Source organism: Salipiger sp., from assembly GCF_059781815.1.
In genome coordinates this window covers 1-16,903 of sequence record NZ_JBYNAH010000100.1, presented here as the reverse complement: position 1 = coordinate 16,903, position 16,903 = coordinate 1, and the positions used below count along the sequence as shown (strand labels likewise).

The following is a 16,903-nucleotide window of genomic DNA, read 5'->3' as shown; positions in this document are numbered from 1 at the left end:
TGGCGGTGGGGGCGCTGCCCCCGTCCGCCGTGGGCGGACTCCCCCGAGGTATTTTGGAACCAGAGAAGACATGAGCGCCATCGACGGGCTTCCTCCGCTGCGCGAGGTGATCGCCTCGCACGGGCTTTCGGCGAAGAAATCGCTGGGGCAGAACTTTCTACTCGACCTGAACCTCACCGCCAAGATCGCGCGGCAGGCGGGGGATCTGTCGGGCATGGACGTGCTCGAGATCGGCCCCGGTCCCGGCGGGCTGACCCGCGGGCTCTTGGCCGAGGGCGCGCGCAAGGTGCTGGCGATCGAGAAGGACACGCGGTGTCTGCCGGCGCTGCAGGAGGTGGCCGAGGCCTATCCCGGCAAGCTCGAGGTGATCTCGGGCGACGCGTTGCAGATCGACCCGCTCGAGCACCTGACGCCGCCGATCGCGATCTGCGCCAACCTGCCCTACAATGTCGGCACCGAGCTCTTGGTGCGCTGGCTGACGCCCGAGGACTGGCCGCCGTTCTGGCAGACGCTGACGCTGATGTTCCAGCGCGAGGTGGCCGAGCGCATCGTGGCGCAGCCCGGGTCCAAGGCCTATGGCCGGCTGGCGGTGCTGGCGCAGTGGCGCACCGAGGCGCGGATCGTGCTGAGCCTGCCGCCCGGCGCCTTCACGCCGCCACCCAAGGTCTCCTCGGCCGTGGTGCATCTGCGCGCCCTGCCCGAGCCGCGCTTTCCGGCCGAGCGCGCGGTGCTTGAGCGCGTGGTGGCCGCCGCCTTCAACCAGCGCCGCAAGATGCTGCGCGCCGCGTTGAAGGGGCTGGCCCCGGACATCGAGGACCGGCTCGAGGCGGCGGGCATCGCCCCCACCGAGCGCGCCGAGCAGGTCTCGCTCGAGCAGTTCTGCGCGCTCGCACGCGCCCTGGCCTGAGGCCGCTTCGCCCACCGACACCCCGACAGCAAAAGACGCCACGCCCGGGACCGGACATGGCGTCTTTTTCGTTTCAGGGCGCGCTGCGCGTTATTCGGCGGCGTCGGGGGCCGGAGCCTCGTCGCTGGCCGGCTTGCGGCTGCGGCTGGTCTTCTTTTCGGGCTTCTCGGAGGCCTCGGCCTTATCGCCTTCGGGCGCCGGCTCGGGCTTCTTGCGCGGGCTGCGCCGGCTGCGCTTGGGCTTTTCCTCGGAGGCCGCCGGGGCCGGCGCGGCGGCGGCGCGGCTCTCGGGGGTCTCGACCAGACCGGACTCCTCGCCCTCGCTCATGTCGATCACATCGTCCTGCGACGCCGCCGGAGCCGGCTCGGGCGCGCGCCGGGGCGCGGGCTGAGGTTGCGGCTGCTCGCCCTGCTCGGGCGCGCTGCTCTCGGGCTGGCCGCCCTCACGCTCGTCGCGCTCGGCATTCTTCTGCGCGTCACGCTCGGCACGATCCTTGTCGCGCTGCGCCTGGCGCTCGCGGTTCTCGCGCTCCTGCTGCTCGCGCTTGGCCTCGACCTCGCGCTGCGCTTCCGAGAGCATGCGCAGGTAATGTTCGGCGTGCTGCTGGAAGTTCTCCGCCGCCACCCGGTCGTTGCCGAGCGCCGCGTCGCGGGCCAGCTGGTTGTACTTGTCGATGATCTGCTGCGGCGTGCCGCGCACCTTGCCCTCGGGGCCGTTGCTGTCGAACACACGGTTGACGACGTTGCCCAGCGAGTTGCGGTTGCGGTTGTTCTTCGACCGCGAACGGGATTTCGAGGATCGCATCTGTTCTGCTATCAGCCTTGTGTCTGACTGTCCCTGTGACCCTGCGGCGCCTCTGGCGCCATCGTGTGCGGGGTCACATCAATGTTGGGTTGACGTCGGGCGGGACCGCCAGAGGCATCCACCGGACCGACCCCACCTGCTAACCATGTCGGGGCTGCGGAAACAAGGGAAAATCTCGAAACCGCAAAGAAAACCGCTGAAAGTTGCTCCTTTTCGTGGGTCAGACCGCGGCGAGGCGCCCCACCACCACGCGGTCGCGCCCATCGAGATCGGCGATCACCGCCACCTCCGCAAGCCCCGCCTGGCGGAACAGATCGGCCACGGCAGCGCCCTGGCTGGGGCCGATCTCGACCATCAGCCGCCCGCCGGGGACGAGATGCGACACCGCGCCGGCGGCGATGGCACGATAGGCGGTGAGGCCGTCGCCCTCGTCGGTGAGCGCCATGCGCGGCTCGTGCTCGCGCACCTCCGGCGACAGCGCCTCCATCTCGTCGAGCGCGATATAGGGCGGGTTCGACACGATCAGGTCAAAGCGCTCGCGGTCATCCTCTCCCAGCGCGCCGAACCAGTCGCCCCTGGCCAGCGCCGCGCGGGCCTCGAGCTTGAGCCCGTTGCGGTTCCAGAACGCCACCTCGAGCGCCTGCTCGGAGAGATCGGTGCCGATGCCGGTGGCGCCCTCGCGCTCGGCCAGCAGGGTCAGCAGGATGCAGCCCGAGCCGGTGCCGAGGTCGAGCACACGGGTAAACGGGTCGGCCAGCGCCGCCTCGATCAGGATCTCGGTCTCGGGGCGCGGGTCGAGCACCTCGGGGGTGACAAGGAACTCGCGGCCATAGAACTGGCGGCGCCCGGTGATGTGCGACACCGGCACCCGCGCGGCGCGGCTTTCGATCACCGCGTTGAAGAGCAGTTCGTGCTCACTCTCGACCGGATCGGGCAGGAACAGGGTCAGCCGCCCCGGCGGTACCTTCAGCACATGCGCCAGCAAGCGGCGCGCATCGCGGCCGGGATCGGGAATGCCGGCCTCGGCCAGACGCCGGGTGGCCGCGGCGAGCAGCGCCGAGCCGGTCACGCGCCCATCTCGGCGAGCTGGGCAGCCTGCGCGTCGGCGGTGAGCGCGTCGATGATCTCGTCGAGATCGCCGGCGAGGATCTGATCGAGCCGGTAGAGCGTCAGGCCGATGCGGTGATCGGTCATGCGGCCCTGGGGGAAGTTGTAGGTGCGGATGCGCTCCGAGCGGTCGCCGGAGCCGACCTGCGCCTTGCGGTCGGAGGCGCGGGCATCGGCGGCCTTCTGGCGCTCGAGGTCGAAGAGCCGGGTGCGCAGCACGTTCATCGCGATCTCGCGGTTGCGGTGCTGGGATTTCTCCGAGCTGGTCACCACGATACCGGTGGGGATGTGGGTGATGCGCACTGCCGAGTCGGTGGTGTTGACGTGCTGGCCGCCAGCACCAGAGGCGCGCATGGTGTCGATGCGGATGTCATTGGCGGCGATGTCGATATCCACCGCCTCGGCCTCGGGCAGCACCGCCACGGTGGCGGCGGAGGTGTGGATGCGGCCGCCGCTCTCGGTCTCGGGGACGCGCTGGACGCGGTGCACGCCGGATTCGTATTTCAGCCGCGCGAAGACGTTGTCGCCCTCGATCCGCACCACCAGCTCGCGCAGGCCCCCAAGCTCGGTGGGCTGTTCCTCGATCACTTCCCAGCGCCAGCCGCGCGCCTCGGCGTAGCGCTGGTACATGCGCGCCAGATCGCCGGCGAAGAGCGCCGCCTCCTCGCCGCCGGTGCCGGGGCGGATCTCGAGCATGGCGGGGCGGGCGTCGGCGGCATCCTTGGGCAAAAGCGCCAGCTGCAGCGCCTTCTCTGCCTCGGGCAGGCGCGCGCGCAGGGCGGGAAGCTCCTCCTCGGCCAGCTCCTTCATCTCGGGATCGTCGAGCATCGCCTCGGCCTCGGCGAGATCGGCCTGCAGGCTCGTCCAGTCGTGGATCTGGTCGACCACGGGGCGTAGCTCGGCATATTCCCGGCCCAGGGCGGCAATGTCGCCCGATCCCTCGGCCATGCGGGCCTCGAGATACTCGAAACGTTCACGAATTTGCTGAAGACGGTCAGAGGGGATCATGGCGCAACTGTCTTCCCCGAAACCATCGGCGGGTCAAGGGCGGGCAGATCGCACGGGGCGAGATTTCCGACCGCCCTGCGCAGGCCCGGCTCACTCCCCGGCTCACTCCTCGGTGGAGATCTGCGCCAGCCAGCCGTCGACGCGGCCCTTGTTGACGCCCATGTCGGACTGGCCGAAGCGCTGACGGCCATAGAGCTCGAGGAAGCCGTCATTCAGCTGCACGGTGGTGTAATCGGGAAAGCCCATCCATTGCGAACGGGTGAGATAGGTCACCCGGCCCTCGTCTGGGCTGCCGGCGAGCACCTCGGTGCGCGGGGTCTCGAGGATGGTGCGGTGCAGTACGGCGAAGAGCGCCGCGTCGCCCGGCACCCGGCGGCGCACGCCGTGGGCGAGATCCTGATCGGCCGAGACCTTGGGATCCACATGCCAGACCTCGGGGTCGGAGGGGGCGAGCCGGATCCAGGCCAGACCGCCGATGACGACAAGCACGATGAGCCAGAAAATCTTACGCACGGAGACCGGTCCTTTCGGGTCTTGCATTTGGGTCGGAACAGATCCCGGACCGCGGCAAGCGGTCGGCGCACTCGGCACGGACCGCCCAACACACGGGCGGCCTTCTGTTCCCATGATTCCGCCGGCAGGAAAAGGCCGGCGGGCTCACGTTCGCGGTATCCCGCGCATCGCCCTCAGCGGCGCGTCCAGCCCCAGAGGCAGAGCAGCTCGGTGGCCACATGGGCGCCTGCGATGGCGGTGGCGCCGGTGGTGTCGAAGGGCGGAGAGACCTCGACCACGTCGCCGCCCTTCAGGTCGATCCCCGCCAGCCCGCGCAGCATCACCGCCGCCTGGTGGCTGGTCAGACCGCCCCAGACCGGCGTGCCGGTGCCCGGCGCGAAGGCCGGGTCAAGCGCGTCGATGTCGAAGGTGAGGTAGACCGGGTTGTCGCCGACGATGGCCTTGGCCTGCGCCACGATGGCCTCGGGGCCCTGCCCGTGCACCGCGCGCGCATCGAGGATGTGAAAACCCAGCGTGTCGGGGTTGTCGGTGCGGATGCCGATCTGCACCGAGCGCTTGGGATCCACCAGCCCGAGCTTGACGGCCTTGTACATGAAGGTGCCGTGGTCGATGCGGTCGAAATCGTCATCGGCCCAGGTGTCGGTATGGGCGTCGAACTGGATGACGCTGAGCGGGCCGTACTTGGCCGCGTGCGCCTTCAGGAGCGGCAGGGTGATCGAGTGATCGCCGCCCAGCGTGATCATCGCCGCGCCCTGCTCGAGGATGCCCTTGGCATGCGCCTCCAGCGTCGCCGGGAAGGCCGGGACATTGGCATAGTCGAAGGCCAGATCGCCGTAATCGGCGATGGCGAATTCGCTGAGCACGTCGTAACCCCAGCCATAGGGCGCATCGCAGGGCTGCAGGAGCGAGGCCTCGCGGATCGCCCGTGGCCCCAGCCTTGTACCCGAGCGGTTGGTCACCGCCTGATCGAAGGGCACGCCGGTGACCGCGATGTCGACGCCGCGCAGGTCCTTGGTGTATTTGCGCCGCAGGAACGAGGCGGCACCGCCGAACACGTTCTCGAAGCTCGGCCCCTTCAGCTCCTCGCGGGTGAAGGCGTGATCGATCTGGGTCTTTGCGTCTTCCAGCGCCATAATAGTCCTCGGCTTTCCCTTGTCGGCTCGTCAGTCAGCTTTTGAGCGGCAGCGCGGTCTCGATCAGCCGCGCGAAGAAGCTCGCGCCGATCGGGGCGATGGCGTCGTTGAAATCGTATTTCGGGTGGTGGCAATTCGGCGTGTCGCCCTGTCCGAGGAACAGGTAGGCACCGGGCCGCGCCTCGAGCATATAGGCAAAATCCTCCGCCGGCATGATCGGGTCGATGTCGTCGCGCACGTTCTCGGCCCCCACGACCTCGCGCGCCACCTGTGCGGCAAAGCGGGTCTGCTCGGCGTGGTTCACCGTCGGCGGGTAGCCGCGCTCGTAGGTCACGGTCGCGGTGCAGCCGAAGACCTGCGCCTGCATCTCGGCGATCTCGCGCAGGCGCTTTTCAGCGAGGTCGCGGATCTCGGGGCGGAAGCTGCGCACGGTGCCGGCAAGGAAGGCGGTGCCGGGGATGATGTTATGCGCGGTGCCGGCGTGGATCTGCGTCACGGAGACCACAAGCTTGTCGATCGCCGAAACATTGCGGCTGACGATGCTCTGCAACGCCATCACCATGGCCGAGGCCGCCGGGATCGGATCGACGCTTTCCTGCGGCTCGGCGCCGTGGCCGCCGACGCCCTCGATATCGATGCGGAACTCGTCGGCCGAGGCCATCAGCGGGCCCGGCGCGGTGACAAGGCAGCCCTCGGGCTCGCCCGGCGCGTTGTGGATGCCATAGACCTCGTCTATGTCGAAGCGGTCCATGATGCCCTCCTCGACCATCACCTTGCCGCCACCGCCCCCCTCTTCGGCGGGCTGGAACAAGAGCGCCACGCGGCCGGCGAAGTTGCGGGTCTCGGCGAGATACTTGGCGGCGCCCAGCAGCATGGTGGTGTGGCCGTCATGGCCGCAGGTATGCGCCATGCCCGGAACTTTGGAGGCGTGCTCGGTGCCCGAGAGATCCTCCATCGGCAACGCGTCCATGTCGGCGCGCAGGCCGATGGTGCGCCCGGGCGCGCGCCCCTCGATGATCGCCACCACGCCGGTCTGGGCGATGCCGGTATGGATCTCGTCGATGCCAAAGCTCTCGAGCTGCTCGACCACGAACGCGGCCGTCTTCACGCAATCGAAGAGCAGCTCGGGGTGCTGGTGCAGGTGCCGGCGCCACGCTGTCAGCGTGTCGGCCTCGGCGGCGATGGAATTGATCACTGGCATGTCGCCCTCCTTCGCGGGCTCTCCCGATCCCGCCTTCGGTCATCGAACCTCAAAGCGCTCAGCGCTTCAAGGGCTGCCGCGCCTCGACCAGCTTGACGAAAAAGCTCGCCCCGATCGGCGCCGCCTCGTCGTTGAAATCGAATTTCGGATGGTGGCAGAACGGCCCCTCGCCCTGCCCGAGATAGAGGAACGCGCCGGGGCGCGCCTCGAGCATGTAGGAGAAATCCTCGGCCCCCATCGAGGGCACGCTGTCATCGACCACCTCGGCCACCACCTCGCGGGCGACCTCGACGGCAAAGGCGGTCTGCTCGGCGTGGTTGATGGTCGGCGGGTAGTTGCGCTGGTAGTCGAGCTCGGCCCGCAGCCCGTAGGCCATCGCCTGACCGGCAACGATCTCGCGGATGCGTTTCTCCGCCATGTCGCGGATGCCGGGATCGAAGCTGCGCACGGTCCCCGCCAGATAGGCGGTCTCGGGGATCACGTTGGTGGCGGAGCCGGTCTGCACCACGGTGAGCGAGACCACCAGCGATTCCAGCGGATCGGTGTTGCGCGAGGGCACGGTCTGCAGCGCCTGCCCGATGGCCAGCGCGCAGGGAATGGGATCAATGCAGGTGTCGGGATGGGCGGCGTGGCCGCCGCGCCCGGTCAGCCGCAGCTCGAAATCATCGACCGCCGCCATCAAGGGCCCGGGGCGCGTGGCGATCTCGCCCAGCGGGCGCGAGGGATCGGTGTGCAGCGCGTAGACCTGCTCGATCCCGAAGCGCTCCATGATGCCTTCCTCGACCATGATGCGGCCGCCGCCGATGGTCTCTTCCGCGGGCTGGAAGATCAGCGCCACCTTGCCGGCGAAGTTGCGCGTCTCGGCAAGGTACTTGGCCGCGCCCAGCAGCATCGCGGTGTGGCCGTCATGGCCGCAGGCATGCATCTTGCCCGGCACCTCCGAGGCGTATTCCGCGCCGGTCTCCTCGTCCATCGGCAGCGCGTCCATGTCGGCGCGCAGCCCGGTGACCGGCCCCGCGCCCTGCCCCTCGACGATCGCCACCACGCCGCTCTGCGCGATGCCCTCGTGGATCTCGGTGATGCCGAACTCGCGCAGGCGCTGGACCACGAAGGCGGCGGTCTGGTGGCAATCGAGGCTGAGCTCGGGGTTGCGGTGCAGGTGCCGCCGCCAGGTCTTCATCTCCTCGGCGTAATCGGCGATGCGGTTGACGATGGGCATGGGTGGACTCCGGGGCTGGCTTGGCGCAGGACTGCACCCAATACCGAAACGCGGGGGAAGTCCATGAGCGACACGCAGAGCGACGCAGCGGCGCATGACCTGATCCACGATCCCAAGGGCGGCATGCTGCGCCTCTTGGAGATCATGCGCCGGCTGCGCGATCCCGAGACCGGCTGCCCGTGGGACGTGGCGCAGGATTTCTCGACCATCGCGCCCTACACCATCGAGGAAGCCTACGAGGTCGCCGACGCCATCGAGCGCGAGGCCTGGGGCGAGCTCAAGGGCGAGCTGGGAGACCTGCTGTTCCAGTCGGTGTTCCACGCCCAGATGGCGGCCGAGCGCGGGCTTTTCACCTTCGACGAGGTGGCCGACACCATGTCGGACAAGATGGTGGCGCGGCACCCGCATGTGTTCGGCGACGAGTCGAACGCCAAGTCGCCCGAGCAGCAGGTCTCGGACTGGGAGGCGATCAAGGCCGAGGAGCGCGCCGCGCGGGCTGAGAAGGGCGTGCTCGACGGGGTGGCGCTTGGGCTCCCGGCGCTGCTGCGCGCGGTGAAGCTGCAGAAACGCGCCGCCCGGGTGGGCTTTGACTGGCCTTCCACCGACGAGGTCATCGACAAGATTGTCGAGGAGGCGCAGGAGCTGCGCGAGGCGAGTGACCCCGACCACGTGGAGGAAGAGTTCGGCGACCTGCTCTTCGTCATGGCCAACCTCGCGCGTCACCTCGAGATCGACCCCGAGGCCGCGCTGCGCGCCGCCAACGCCAAGTTCACCCGACGCTTCGCGTCCATCGAAGCGGCGCTGGCCGAGCAAGGCAAGCGCCCGGAAGACAGCGACCTCGCCGAGATGGACGCGCTCTGGGACGCGGCAAAGGCGCGCGAAAAAGACGCGCGGTCGTAAGCGTTTCCGCATCGCACAAAGATTGACCAGAGTGTTTTAGTCAGGTTATCAAGCGCGCATCTGCAATCCGCACCCATGGGAGACCGATACATGCGCCTTGCACCCACCGCCCTTGCCCTGATCGCCGCCACGAGCCCGGCGCTGGCCGAAGAGGTGAATCTCTATTCCTACCGCCAGCCGGAGCTGCTCGCGCCGCTGACCGAGGCCTTCACCGAGGCCACCGGCATCGACGTCAACGTGGCCTTCCTCGACAAGGGCATGGTCGAGCGCCTTCAGGCCGAGGGCGACCGCTCGCCGGCCGATCTGGTGTTCACGGTGGACATCTCGCGCCTGTCGGCAATCGTGAATGCCGGCGTGACGCAGGCGGTGGAAAGCGACGTGCTTAACGCCAACGTGCCGGCACAGTACCGCGACCCCGAGGGCCACTGGTTCGGCCTGACCACCCGTGCCCGCATCGTCTATGCCTCCAAGGACCGGGTCGACCCGTCCGAGGTGACGAGCTACGAGGATCTCGCCGATCCCAAGTGGGAAGGCCGGATCTGCACCCGCTCGGGCACCCATCCCTACAACGTGGCGCTGGTGGCGGCGATGCTGCACCACCACGGCGAGGAAGAGACCAAGGCCTGGCTCGAGGGCGTGAAGTCCAACCTCGCGCGCAAGCCGCAGGGCAATGACCGTGCCCAGGTCAAGGCGATCTGGTCGGGCGAATGCGACATCTCGCTGGGCAACACATACTACATGGGTCAGATGATCAACGATGACGAGCAGAAGGCCTGGGCCGACTCGGTCAACGTGCTGTTCCCGGTCTTCGAAGGCGCCGGCACTCACGTGAACATCTCCGGCGTGGCGATGACCAAATCCGCCCCGAACCGCGAGAACGCGCTGAAGATGATGGAATTCCTGACCCAGCCCGAGGCGCAGGAAATCTATGCCCACGCCAATTTCGAATACCCGATCGCGCCCGGCACCGAGGCCGACGCGCTGGTCACCGGCTGGGGCAGCTTCGAGGCCGACGACGTCAACCTGATGACGCTGGCCGAGCTGCGCGCCGACGCGCTGCGGATCATCGAAGAGGTCGATTTCGACGGCTGACCCGCCGCCCTCCCACGGACCGATCACAGGCGCGGCGCCCTTCGGGGCCCGCGCCTTTTTCATGCCCGCCAGCCTGCGCCCCTGCCCCAAAGCATGTCCCGGCCGCCATCGACGGCCTGCCTCCGGCGGGAGTATTTTTGACGAAGAGAAGCAGCGGGCACAGCACCCCTGTCTTCTCTGGTTTCAAAATACCTCGGGGGAGTCCGCGCATCGCGCGGGCGGGGGCAGCGCCCCCAAGTCGCGACGGGGGCCAACTGACGCGGCATCGGGCAGCGTGGCCGCGCCTCACAAACGAAAACGGCGCCCCAGAGGGACGCCGCTCGATGACTTCCGGTCGTTCCGGAGGCGTCGCTTACGACGCTTCCTTGATGAACTTGACCGCGTCGCCGAAGGTCTGGATGGTCTCGGCGGCGTCGTCCGGGATCTCGATGCCGAACTCTTCTTCGAAGGCCATGACCAGCTCGACGGTGTCGAGGCTGTCTGCGCCCAGATCGTCGATGAACGAGGCGCTCTCGGTCACCTTGTCTTCTTCAACGCCGAGATGCTCGACAACGATCTTGCGCACGCGATCAGGGATATCGCTCATGTTTCCGTCCTCACATTTGTCCGGGCCCTGCGGCCCTCTCTGCCCTTGCCCCACCGGGGTGGTGGCTCAATTTCGCCCATAGCGGGCGCCTCATCCCCGGATGGTCCGGGTCCGGCCTTGCGGTGCGACGGATCGCACCCCCGGGCCTCATTCCTTGCGCGCCTATATCATAAGGGGCGAGGTTGGCAAATGCTTTCCGCCCCTCATGAAAGCGGCGTTTACAGCATCGCCATGCCGCCGTTCACATGCAGCGTCGCACCGGTCACGTAGCCCGCCTCCGGGCTCGCCAGATAGAGCACCGCCGAGGCGATCTCGTCGGCGCTGCCCATGCGGCCCGCCGGGATCTGGCCGAGGATACCGGCCTTCTGGTCGTCGTTGAGCTTGTCGGTCATCGCGGTCTCGATGAAGCCCGGCGCCACCGCGTTGACGGTGATCCCGCGCGAGGCGACCTCGTAGGCCAGCGATTTCGACATGCCCACCATGCCGGCCTTGGCGGCGGCGTAGTTGCCCTGCCCAGGATTGCCGGTCGCGCCGACCACCGAGGAGATGTTCACGATGCGGCCCCAGCGCGCCTTCATCATGCCGCGCAGCACGCCCTTGCAGAGCTTGAAGGTGGCGGTGAGGTTGACGTCGAGCACCGACTGCCATTCCTCGTCCGACATCCGCATGAACAGGTTGTCGCGGGTGATGCCGGCATTGTTGACGAGGATGTCGACGCTCCCCATCGCCTCGGCCGCCTGCTTCGGCAGCGCCGCGACGGCCTCGGGGTCGGAGAGGTTGCAGGGCAGCACAAACGCCCGCTCGCCCAGCTCATCCGCCAGCGCCTGCAGCGGCGCCTCGCGGGTGCCCGAGAGCCCCACCGTGGCGCCCGCCTCGTGCAGCGCCTTGGCGATGGCACCGCCGATGCCGCCGGAGGCCCCGGTGATCAGCGCGCATTTTCCAGTCAGATCAAACATGGCTCGGCTTGCCTCTCTCTTCTCAGTTCCGTCAGTTCGCATTGCTTGCCGTCGCGTATCGCACCGGCCCGCGCGCAGGGCAAGGGTGAGAGCACCGCGCGGCGCTCTCCCTCGCGCTGCAAGACGCGGCTCACTCGGCCGCTTCGAGCACCTTGGCGACATCCTCGGGCGTGCCGACGGTCTGCACCGCGGCGGGGCGGTGGATGCGGCGCACCATGCCGGTCAGCGCCTTGCCCGCGCCAATCTCCCAGAACTCGGTGACGCCCTGCGCCACCATGTATTCCACCGACTCGCGCCAGCGCACCGAGCCGGTGACCTGCTCGACCAGCAAAGCGCGGATCTCGGCCGGGTCGGTGACGGCGCTGGCGCGCACGTTGGCCACCAGCGGCACGCTCGGCGCGGCGATCTCGACGGAAGCCAGCGCCTCGGCCATGACCTCGGCGGCGGGCGCCATCAGTTCGCAATGGAACGGCGCGCTCACCGGCAGCATCACCGCGCGCTTGGCGCCTTTCGCCTTGGCGATCTCGACGGCGCGCTCGACCGCATCCTTGCTGCCCGAGATCACCACCTGCGCGGGATCGTTGTCATTGGCCGCGGCGCAGACGCCGCCGCCCTGCGCCGCCTCGGCGGCCACCGCCTGGGCGGTGGCGAGGTCGAGCCCGAGCAACGCCGCCATGGCACCCTCGCCCACCGGCACCGCCTGCTGCATTGCGCGTCCGCGGGTGCGCAGCAGCCGTGCCGCATCGGCGACGCTGAGCGCGCCGGCGGCGGTGAGTGCAGAGTATTCTCCGAGCGAGTGCCCGGCCACGAATCTGGCCGTGCCGACCGAGACGCCCTCGGCCTCAAGCGCCCGCACCGCCGCTAGCGAGGTCGCCATCAGCGCCGGCTGGGCGTTCTCGGTCAGGGTCAGCGTCTCGGCCTCGCCCTCCCAGATCAGCGTGGAGAGGTTCTCGCCGAGCGCCGCGTCGACCTCGTCGAACACCGAGCGCGCCGCCGGGTAGGCCTCGGCCAGCGCCTTGCCCATGCCGATCGCCTGCGCGCCCTGACCGGGGAAAATGAATGCTCGGGACATCGGGGATCCTCCCATCTTCTGCCGATTGTGCACGTCTGCCGTGCCGTTGGGGGCTTCCCTTAGCGCCGTTGCAGCGCCTTCGCAACGCTCACGCACGAGAGCTGTGCGCCGCTCCGCAATTGCGCTGCGGCGCAGCACGGCTAGGTAAGGCAGGCAACGACATCCCCGACAGGAGCCCCGGATGCCCCTTTCCAACACCGCCACCTCTTACGGCAGCCTCGCGCGGACCTTTCACTGGCTGATCGCGCTCGGCATCCTGATCATGATCCCGCTGGGCTGGATCGCCCATCTCGCCCCGATGCAGGACGCCGATCAGATCGCGCTCAAGACGGCGCTGTTCTCGGCCCACAAGACGCTCGGCGTGGCGATCTTCCTTCTGGCGCTTGGGCGCATCCTCTGGGCCATGGTCCAGCCGCGACCGGTGCCGCTGCATCCCGAGCGCCGGGCCGAGACCACGCTGGCCGATGCGGTGCACTGGGCGCTTTACGCGGCGCTGGTGATCGTGCCGCTCTCGGGCTGGATCGAGCACGCCGCGACCGACGGCTTCGCGCCGATCTGGTGGCCCTTCGGGCAGGACCTGCCCTTCGTTCCCAATTCGCCTGATCTGGCCGAGACCATGGCCACGGTGCATTTCCTCGCGCAGTGGCTGCTGGTGGGCGCTCTGGCGCTGCACGTGGCCGGCGCCATCAAGCACGCCGCGGTCGACCGTGACGCCACCCTGCGCCGCATGGCCCGCGGCGAGCCCGCCGGTCGGCCCGGAGCACGCCACGCCGGCGCGGTGCCGGCGGTTCTGGCGCTGGCGGCATGGATCGCGGTCCTCGGCGGCGGCGCCGCGGCGGGCTATTTCACCACTGAAGAGCCCGGCAAGGCCCCGGCCCTCGAAGAAGCGGCCTCGGACTGGGAGGTGCAGGACGGCAGCCTGTCGATCCGCCTCGTGCAGATGGGCTCCGAGGTCACCGGCAGCTTCGCCGACTGGACCGCCTCCATCTCCTTCGAGCCGCAGGACGCCCCCGGCAAGGCCGGCGAGGTCGAGGTCACGATCTCGATCCCCTCGCTCACGCTCGGCTCGGTCACCAGCCAGGCTCTGGGTGCCGATTTCTTCGCCGCGAGCGACTTCCCCACCGCCAGCTTCCGCGCCGACATCGTGAACGTGGCGGATGGCTACGAGGCGCAGGGAACGCTTTCGCTCAAGGGCGCGGAGGTGCCGGTCACCCTGCCCTTCACACTGACCCTCGAGGGCGACACCGCCGAGATGCAGGGCCGCACCACGCTCGACCGCCGCAATTACGGCATCGGCGACAACATGGGCGATCCCGGACAGCTCAGCTTCGAGGTCGAGGTGCTGATCGAACTGACCGCCACCCGCAGCGGCGACGCCTGAGGCCGCACCCGGCCCCGCGGGCCGGCCTGCCTCCGGCGGGAGTATTTTTGACGAAGAGAAGACAGGAGCGCTGCGCCCTTGTCTTCTCTGGTTCCAAAATAACTCGGGGGTGAATTGGCCGCAGGCCAAGAGCGAGCTGGCCCCCTTCACACGCGAGGTTGCCCCCCATCGGCTCATTGGTGGGCGGTGCGCCCACAGTTCGCCGCGGAACACTGCCCGGCGCTTGCCCCGTCTTGTCACATTGCCTATTCAGGCGGAAAGACAGGGGTTTTCATGCGCATTCTCATCACCAATGACGACGGCATCAACGCGCCGGGCCTTGCCGTGCTCGAAGCCATCGCGGCGGAGATCGCGGGCCCCGGTGGCGAGGTCTGGACCGTGGCCCCCGCCTTCGAGCAGTCGGGGGTGGCGCATTGCATCAGCTATACCCGCCCGATGATGATTGCCGAGATGGGCCCGCGGCGCTTTGCCGCCGAGGGCAGCCCGGCCGATTGCGTGCTCGCGGGCGTGCATGACGTGCTGAAGGACACGCCGCCCGATTTGGTGCTCTCGGGGGTCAACCGCGGCAACAACTCGGCCGAGAACGTGCTCTATTCCGGCACGCTCGGCGGCGCGCTCGAGGCTTCGCTGCAAGGGCTGCCGGCGATCGCCCTGTCGCAATATCTCGGCCCCGAAACCCGCGATCTCGAGAACCCGTTCGAGGCCGCAGCCAGCCATGGCGCCGCGGTGGTGCGGCAGATCCTTGCCGCGACCGACGCCACCGCCGGCGATTACCGGTTGTTCTGGAACGTAAACTTCCCGCCCGTGCCGGCCGCGAAGGTGCAGGGGGTCCGGCTCGCGGCGCAAGGGCGGCGCGCAGGCACCGGCTTTTCGACCGAACCGCACCTGTCGCCCTCGGGACGCCGCTTCCTGTGGATCCGCGGCGGCGACCAGCGCGTCTCGGCGACGCCCGGCAGCGATGCCGATGTCAATCTCGGTGGCTATATCTCGGTCACGCCGATGCGCGCCGATCTCACCGATCACGCCGCATTGGCACAGCTTGGCGAGGCCTTCGCATGAGCTTCGACGCCGAGGCCAAGATGCAGTTCCTCTTTGCGCTGCGCTCGCACGGGGTCACCGACCAGAGCGTGCTGCAGGCGATGGAGAAGATCGACCGCGGCGCCTTCGTGAAGGGCTATTTCAACGAGCGCGCCTACGAGGACATGCCGCTGCCCATTCCCTGCGGGCAGACCATCTCGCAGCCCTCGGTGGTCGGGCTGATGACCCAGGCGCTGCGGCTGACCGGCCGCGAGAAGGTGCTCGAGGTCGGCACCGGCTCGGGCTACCAGGCGGCGGTGCTGAGCCAGCTGTCGCGCCGGGTCTATACCGTCGACCGTCACCGGCGGCTGGTGGCCGACGCGCGCAAGGTGTTCGAAGAGCTCGATCTCGCCAATATCACCGCCTTCACCGCCGATGGCAGCTTCGGTCTGCCCGATCAGGCGCCGTTCGACCGCATCCTGGTCACCGCTGCTGCCGAAGACCCGCCCGGCCCGCTCTTGGCCCAGTTGCGGATTGGCGGTATCATGGCCCTGCCGGTGGGCCAGTCCGACACCGTGCAGCACCTGATCCGTGTCACCCGTACGGAGCAGGGCTACGATTATGACGAGTTGCGCCCCGTGCGTTTTGTACCGCTTGTGGAAGGTCTGGCAAAGGACAGCTAGGCCGCCCGGCACCATATTCATGACGTCCCGGCGACAAGGGGCGCATATGAGGATATCGAGATGGACAGCACCCTCCGCTCCCTGACCTTCCGACGGCATGCCCGGATCGGCGCGCCACTGGCGCTGATCGCCGCGCTTGGCGCCTGTTCGGAACCGCTCGACTACGATCTGCGCGGCCGCATGGGCGGCTCGATCGACACCAGCCAGGCGGCGCTCGCCGCGGTCGGTGACCGGCCCCAGGCCGACAATCGCGGGGTGATCTCCTACCCCAACTACCAGGTCGCGGTCGCGCGCCGCGGCGACCGGCTCGCCGATGTTGCGAACCGGGTCGGCCTGCCCGCGGGAGAGCTTGCCCGCTACAACGGCATCGAGATCAACGACCCGCTGCGCGCCGGCGAGGTGATCGCCCTGCCCCGCCGGGTCTCGGAGCCGTCGCCCGCCACAGGGGCGGCGACCACCGGACCGATCCGCCCCGCCGGCGAGGTCGACATCACCACCCTTGCCAGCACCGCCATCGACAACGCCCCGGCCTCGACCGCCGCTGCGGGCAGTGCGAGCGCGGCGCAGAGCCAGGCTTCGGCCCAGACCACGTCCGGCGTCGAGCCGATCCGCCACAAGGTCGAGCGCGGCGAGACCGCCTATACCGTGGCACGGCTCTACAACGTGACGCCGCGCACGCTGGCGGACTGGAACGGGCTCGACAGCAACTACACCCTGCGCGAAGGCCAGTATCTGCTGATCCCGGTGGTCGAACAGGGCGCCGCACCGCAGAGCACGAGCGTCACCACCGCGCCGGGCACCGGCTCGCCGACCCCGCAGCCGCCCTCGTCGACGCAGCCGCTGCCGAAGGACGAGCCGTCGCTCGCACAGACCAACGTCGCCGCGGCGGCCACAGCACCGGCAGCGGCGGCTCCGAAACCCGCGGCAAAACCGGTGGCCGATATCGGTCAGGCGCAGGCGGCGGCGAGCTCGAGCGCGAATGCCGCGATGCAGATGCCGGTGAGCGGCAGCATCATCCGCGAGTATTCGTCGAACAACCAGGGCATCGATATCTCGGCCCCGGTCGGCAGCGCGGTCAAGGCCGCCGCCAGCGGCACGGTGGCGGCGATCACCACCAACACCGACAACGTGCAGATCGTGGTGATCCGCCACCCCGACGACGTGCTGTCGATCTACACCCATCTCGACAATCTCGACGTCAAGAAGGGTGACGCGGTGAGCCGTGGCCAGACCATCGGCAAGGTGCGCGCGGGCGATCCGAGTTTCTTGCATTTCGAAGTGCGCAAGGGCTTCGACAGCGTCGACCCGATGAAATACCTGCGCT

17 protein-coding genes are annotated in these 16,903 nt (G+C 68.7%); 7 read left to right on the top strand and 10 right to left on the bottom strand.

The genetic code is table 11. The features are described from left to right. Positions 1-70: 70 nt before the first annotated feature. Positions 71-907 carry a 16S rRNA (adenine(1518)-N(6)/adenine(1519)-N(6))-dimethyltransferase RsmA gene (gene rsmA / locus AC6RA4_RS13140; RefSeq protein ID WP_500160984.1) on the top strand — a complete coding sequence of 279 codons (837 nt, stop codon included), beginning with the start codon at positions 71-73 and terminating at the stop codon, positions 905-907. 90 nt (positions 908-997) lie between these two features. On the opposite strand, the gene AC6RA4_RS13135 is transcribed toward rsmA, so the two are convergent. From AC6RA4_RS13135 to AC6RA4_RS13105, 7 genes are all read right to left on the bottom strand, one after another. Continuing rightward, positions 998-1,711, bottom strand: coding sequence for a DUF4167 domain-containing protein (locus tag AC6RA4_RS13135; RefSeq protein ID WP_500160982.1), 714 nt, complete (start codon positions 1,709-1,711; stop codon positions 998-1,000). Between the two features lie 220 nt (positions 1,712-1,931). Then, positions 1,932-2,780 carry a peptide chain release factor N(5)-glutamine methyltransferase gene (gene prmC / locus AC6RA4_RS13130; RefSeq protein ID WP_500160980.1) on the bottom strand — a complete coding sequence of 283 codons (849 nt, stop codon included), beginning with the start codon at positions 2,778-2,780 and terminating at the stop codon, positions 1,932-1,934. Continuing rightward, on the bottom strand, positions 2,777-3,826 hold the full coding sequence (gene prfA, locus AC6RA4_RS13125; RefSeq protein ID WP_500160979.1) for a peptide chain release factor 1: 1,050 nt from the start codon (positions 3,824-3,826) through the stop codon (positions 2,777-2,779). The genes prmC and prfA overlap by 4 nt, the downstream gene beginning before the upstream one ends. A 102-nt stretch (positions 3,827-3,928) precedes the next feature. Next, positions 3,929-4,339, bottom strand: a complete 411-nt coding sequence (locus AC6RA4_RS13120) for a DUF1499 domain-containing protein (protein WP_500160977.1) — start codon at positions 4,337-4,339, stop codon at positions 3,929-3,931. A gap of 173 nt (positions 4,340-4,512) precedes the next feature. Next, positions 4,513-5,472, bottom strand: coding sequence for an agmatinase (speB, locus tag AC6RA4_RS13115; protein ID WP_500160975.1), 960 nt, complete (start codon positions 5,470-5,472; stop codon positions 4,513-4,515). A 34-nt stretch (positions 5,473-5,506) separates the two neighbouring features. Further along, on the bottom strand, positions 5,507-6,673 hold the full coding sequence (locus tag AC6RA4_RS13110; RefSeq protein WP_500160973.1) for a M20 aminoacylase family protein: 1,167 nt from the start codon (positions 6,671-6,673) through the stop codon (positions 5,507-5,509). A gap of 58 nt (positions 6,674-6,731) precedes the next feature. Then, the gene (locus AC6RA4_RS13105; RefSeq protein WP_500160971.1) at positions 6,732-7,892 is read right to left on the bottom strand and encodes a M20 aminoacylase family protein; all 1,161 of its coding nucleotides are present in this window, start codon (positions 7,890-7,892) and stop codon (positions 6,732-6,734) included. Between the two features lie 63 nt (positions 7,893-7,955). Here AC6RA4_RS13105 and mazG point away from each other — a divergent pair, with 63 nt between their 5' ends. Then, positions 7,956-8,792, top strand: coding sequence for a nucleoside triphosphate pyrophosphohydrolase (gene mazG, locus AC6RA4_RS13100; RefSeq protein WP_500160969.1), 837 nt, complete (start codon positions 7,956-7,958; stop codon positions 8,790-8,792). A gap of 90 nt (positions 8,793-8,882) precedes the next feature. Continuing rightward, entirely contained in the window at positions 8,883-9,884 is a 1,002-nt protein-coding gene (locus AC6RA4_RS13095; RefSeq protein WP_500160967.1) for a Fe(3+) ABC transporter substrate-binding protein, read from the top strand. 352 nt (positions 9,885-10,236) lie between these two features. Here AC6RA4_RS13095 and AC6RA4_RS13090 read toward each other — a convergent pair whose 3' ends face one another. The 3 genes from AC6RA4_RS13090 to fabD form a co-directional block, all read right to left on the bottom strand. Next, entirely contained in the window at positions 10,237-10,470 is a 234-nt protein-coding gene (locus AC6RA4_RS13090; RefSeq protein ID WP_007800270.1) for an acyl carrier protein, read from the bottom strand. A gap of 218 nt (positions 10,471-10,688) precedes the next feature. Further along, positions 10,689-11,426 carry a 3-oxoacyl-ACP reductase FabG gene (fabG, locus tag AC6RA4_RS13085; protein WP_500160964.1) on the bottom strand — a complete coding sequence of 246 codons (738 nt, stop codon included), beginning with the start codon at positions 11,424-11,426 and terminating at the stop codon, positions 10,689-10,691. A gap of 130 nt (positions 11,427-11,556) precedes the next feature. After that, the gene (gene fabD, locus AC6RA4_RS13080; protein WP_500160962.1) at positions 11,557-12,498 is read right to left on the bottom strand and encodes an ACP S-malonyltransferase; all 942 of its coding nucleotides are present in this window, start codon (positions 12,496-12,498) and stop codon (positions 11,557-11,559) included. A 181-nt stretch (positions 12,499-12,679) separates the two neighbouring features. Here fabD and AC6RA4_RS13075 point away from each other — a divergent pair, with 181 nt between their 5' ends. The 4 genes from AC6RA4_RS13075 to AC6RA4_RS13060 form a co-directional block, all read left to right on the top strand. After that, positions 12,680-13,879, top strand: a complete 1,200-nt coding sequence (locus tag AC6RA4_RS13075) for a cytochrome b/b6 domain-containing protein (protein ID WP_500160960.1) — start codon at positions 12,680-12,682, stop codon at positions 13,877-13,879. Positions 13,880-14,152: 273 nt separating this feature from the next. After that, positions 14,153-14,938 carry a 5'/3'-nucleotidase SurE gene (surE, locus tag AC6RA4_RS13070; protein WP_500160958.1) on the top strand — a complete coding sequence of 262 codons (786 nt, stop codon included), beginning with the start codon at positions 14,153-14,155 and terminating at the stop codon, positions 14,936-14,938. Further along, positions 14,935-15,579 (top strand): protein-L-isoaspartate(D-aspartate) O-methyltransferase, encoded by a 645-nt coding sequence (locus AC6RA4_RS13065; protein ID WP_500160956.1) that lies wholly within the window; start codon positions 14,935-14,937, stop codon positions 15,577-15,579. Before surE ends, AC6RA4_RS13065 begins: the two co-directional genes overlap by 4 nt. Positions 15,580-15,639: 60 nt before the next feature. After that, positions 15,640-16,903, top strand: a 1,264-nt coding sequence (locus tag AC6RA4_RS13060; RefSeq protein WP_500160954.1) for a peptidoglycan DD-metalloendopeptidase family protein, incomplete at its 3' end; no start/stop codon positions are given.

Coding starts and splice junctions, on each gene's coding strand:
- rsmA (WP_500160984.1), top strand. CDS start 71: ATGAGCGCCATCGACGGGCTTCCTCCGCTGCGCGAGGTGATCGCCTCG.
- AC6RA4_RS13135 (WP_500160982.1), bottom strand. CDS start 1,711: ATGCGATCCTCGAAATCCCGTTCGCGGTCGAAGAACAACCGCAACCGC.
- prfA (WP_500160979.1), bottom strand. CDS start 3,826: ATGATCCCCTCTGACCGTCTTCAGCAAATTCGTGAACGTTTCGAGTAT.
- speB (WP_500160975.1), bottom strand. CDS start 5,472: ATGGCGCTGGAAGACGCAAAGACCCAGATCGATCACGCCTTCACCCGC.
- AC6RA4_RS13110 (WP_500160973.1), bottom strand. CDS start 6,673: ATGCCAGTGATCAATTCCATCGCCGCCGAGGCCGACACGCTGACAGCG.
- AC6RA4_RS13105 (WP_500160971.1), bottom strand. CDS start 7,892: ATGCCCATCGTCAACCGCATCGCCGATTACGCCGAGGAGATGAAGACC.
- mazG (WP_500160969.1), top strand. CDS start 7,956: ATGAGCGACACGCAGAGCGACGCAGCGGCGCATGACCTGATCCACGAT.
- AC6RA4_RS13095 (WP_500160967.1), top strand. CDS start 8,883: ATGCGCCTTGCACCCACCGCCCTTGCCCTGATCGCCGCCACGAGCCCG.
- AC6RA4_RS13090 (WP_007800270.1), bottom strand. CDS start 10,470: ATGAGCGATATCCCTGATCGCGTGCGCAAGATCGTTGTCGAGCATCTC.
- fabG (WP_500160964.1), bottom strand. CDS start 11,426: ATGTTTGATCTGACTGGAAAATGCGCGCTGATCACCGGGGCCTCCGGC.
- fabD (WP_500160962.1), bottom strand. CDS start 12,498: ATGTCCCGAGCATTCATTTTCCCCGGTCAGGGCGCGCAGGCGATCGGC.
- AC6RA4_RS13075 (WP_500160960.1), top strand. CDS start 12,680: ATGCCCCTTTCCAACACCGCCACCTCTTACGGCAGCCTCGCGCGGACC.
- surE (WP_500160958.1), top strand. CDS start 14,153: ATGCGCATTCTCATCACCAATGACGACGGCATCAACGCGCCGGGCCTT.
- AC6RA4_RS13065 (WP_500160956.1), top strand. CDS start 14,935: ATGAGCTTCGACGCCGAGGCCAAGATGCAGTTCCTCTTTGCGCTGCGC.